The 2,747-nt window shown below is 66.8% G+C and carries 1 protein-coding gene and 2 pseudogenes; 2 read left to right on the plus strand and 1 reads right to left on the minus strand.

Features of this window, described 5'->3' with window-relative positions; all coding sequences use genetic code 11:
- Positions 1-632: pseudogene (locus EOA38_RS32765) on the plus strand (NAD-glutamate dehydrogenase domain-containing protein); the annotation flags it as partial.
- A 252-nt stretch (positions 633-884) separates the two neighbouring features.
- Positions 885-2,261, plus strand: a complete 1,377-nt coding sequence (locus tag EOA38_RS32770) for an MFS transporter (protein WP_127301178.1) — start codon at positions 885-887, stop codon at positions 2,259-2,261.
- 174 nt (positions 2,262-2,435) lie between these two features.
- Here EOA38_RS32770 and purH read toward each other — a convergent pair.
- Positions 2,436-2,747: pseudogene (purH, locus tag EOA38_RS32775) on the minus strand (bifunctional phosphoribosylaminoimidazolecarboxamide formyltransferase/IMP cyclohydrolase); the annotation flags it as partial.

The following is a 2,747-nucleotide window of genomic DNA, read 5'->3' on the forward strand; positions in this document are numbered from 1 at the left end:
TCTATCAGGCGGTCAGCCGGCTTATCTTCATGACCAGCGGCTGGTACCTGAAGAACGAGGCAGGCGCCGCCCCGCTCAGCCAGCGCATCGGCGAACTGCATGACGCGCGCAAGGCGCTGGAGCCGAAACTGGCGTCGCTGCTGCCGGCCTTCTCGCGCGAGCGGATCGAGGAGCGGCGGCACGGCCTGTTCAAGAGCGGCGCGCCCGAGAAGCTGGCTGGACAACTGGCGCTCGCCGAGGTGGCGGAGCTCATCCCGGACATCGCGCTCACCGCGCGCACGGCCGGCGCCGACATCGTCGGCGCGGCCAAGGCCTTCTTCGCCGTCAGCGATGCCTTCCGCATCCCACGGGTCGAGGAGGCCGCGCGCTCGATCACGCCGCCGGACTATTACGATCAACTGGCGCTGTCGCGCGCGATGGACACGATCGGCGCGGCAAGGCGCGGCATTGCGGTCGCGGCGCTCACCGGCCATGGCAAGGCGGCGGATCCGGTCGCGGCCTGGCTGGAGGCCGGCGGCGAGCGTGTCGCGCGCATTCGCGAGCGGCTGCAGGCACTCACCGAAGGCGGCGACATCACCGTGTCGCGGCTGTCGGTGGCGTCGGGCCTGATGACCGATCTGACGGGGATGTGAGCATGCTTACCCTCCCCTTGTGGGGAGGGTCGCTGCGAAGCAGCGGGTGGGGGCTGCGCCGACCCCCACCCGGACCTTCGGTCCGACCTCCCCACAAGGGGGAGGTAGAGGTTGGTGCCCTTGTTCCCGTCCACCCAGAACTGGAGGTGAGGCAAGCCAACGTGGCGCCATGCTTGTTCATTTGCATCGCTGCCCGAAAACATGCAGACATGGCGCGGGGTCGCGGGCGGAGCGGACGATGCGGGAGGGGACATGGCCGAAGTAGCAGTGCAGCGGGCGACGGGGCGCGGCATCTGGGGCTGGATGTTCTTCGACTGGGCGGCGCAGCCCTTCTTCACCGTCGTCACCACCTTCATCTTCGGGCCATACTTCGCCTCGCGCATGGTCAGCGATCCGGTCGTGGGTCAGGCCGCCTGGGCCTGGGGCATCGCCGCCGCCGGCCTGGTCATCGCCGTGCTTTCGCCCGTACTGGGCTCGATCGCCGACCAGACGGGACCGCGCAAGCCGTGGATCGCCTTCTTCGCGGCCATCAAGATCACCAGCCTCACGCTGCTTTGGCTCGCGGCGCCCGGCTCGAATGTATTCCTGATCGTGCTGTTGTTCTCGCTGGCCTCGGTGGCCGCGGAATTCTCGACCGTGTTCAACGATTCGATGATGCCGCGGCTGGTGCCGAAGAGCGAAATCGGGCGCATCTCCAACATCGCCTGGGGTCTCGGCTATCTCGGCGGGATGATCGCGCTGATTTTTGTCATTCTGTTCATGGCCGGCAATCTGGAAACCGGCAAAACGGTCATCGGCCTCGATCCGATCCTGGGACTCGATCCGAAGCTCGGCGAAGATGCCCGCGCCACCGGGCCAATGTCGGCCGGCTGGTACTTTCTCTTCATCCTGCCGATGTTCTTCTTCACCCCGGACGCCGCCAAGGGCATTCCGATCGGACCGGCAGTGCGCGAGGGTCTTTCGGAGCTGAAGTCGACGCTGACAGAGGCGCGCAAGCGCGTCGGTATCTTCCGCTTCCTTGTCGCCCGCATGATCTACCAGGACGGCGTCAACGCGCTGCTCACGCAGGGCGGTGTGTTCGCTGCCGCGATGTTTCACTGGTCGATCACCGAGATCGGCATCTTCGGCATCATTCTCAACGTCGTCGCCATCTTCGGCTGCTGGATCGCCGCTCGCCTTGACACCGCGCTCGGTTCCAAAGCGGTGGTGATGATCGCGCTCGCGATGCTGACCGTGGCCACCGCCGGAATCATCTCGACCGGGCCGGGCTTCACGCTGCTCGGCCTGATACCGCTCCCCCTGGCCGATTCCGGCGGCCTGTTCGGCACCGCCGCCGAGAAGGCCTATATCCTCTACGGGCTGCTGATCGGCCTTGCCTTCGGGCCGGTGCAGGCTTCATCGCGCTCCTATATGGCGCGGAGCGTCACGGCCGCCGAATCGGGCCGCTATTTCGGCATCTACGCGCTGTCCGGACGGGCGACCAGTTTCCTGGCGCCGTTCCTGCTCGCGACGATCAGCTACCTGAGCGACTCGGCGCGGCTCGGCATGGCGGTGATCATCCTCTTTCTCGGTATCGGCATGGCGATCCTGGTCAGGACGCCCTACCCGGCGGACAAGCCGGTGGAGTGAGCCTCTTCCTTCTCCCCTTGTGGGAGAAGGTGGATCGGCGCGCAGCGCCGAGACGGATGAGGGGTGTTCCAGCTTGGCAATGTGCCTGAAATTGCCGCCGCCTCATTTCTTCCAGCACCCCTCATCCGTCGCCTTCGGCGACACCTTCTCCCACAGGGGGAGAAGGAGAAGGCGCTAATGCCTGAAGTGCCTGATGCCCGTGAACACCATGGCGATGCCGTGCTCGTCGGCGGCAGCGATGACGTCGTCGTCGCGCATCGAGCCGCCGGGCTGGATCACGGCGCTAGCGCCGGCCTCGATCGCCGACAATAGGCCGTCGGCGAAGGGGGAAGAAGGCGTCGGAGGCGACGACGGAACCCTTGGTCAGCGGCTCGGTCAGGCCGGCGGCTTCGGCCGCGTCGAGCGCCTTGCGGGCGGCGATGCGCGAGGAATCGACGCGGCTCATCTGGCCGGCGCCGATGCCGACGGTGGCGCCATCCTTCGCAT

The organism is Mesorhizobium sp. M1E.F.Ca.ET.041.01.1.1 (assembly GCF_003997355.1).
GTDB lineage: Bacteria > Pseudomonadota > Alphaproteobacteria > Rhizobiales > Rhizobiaceae > Mesorhizobium.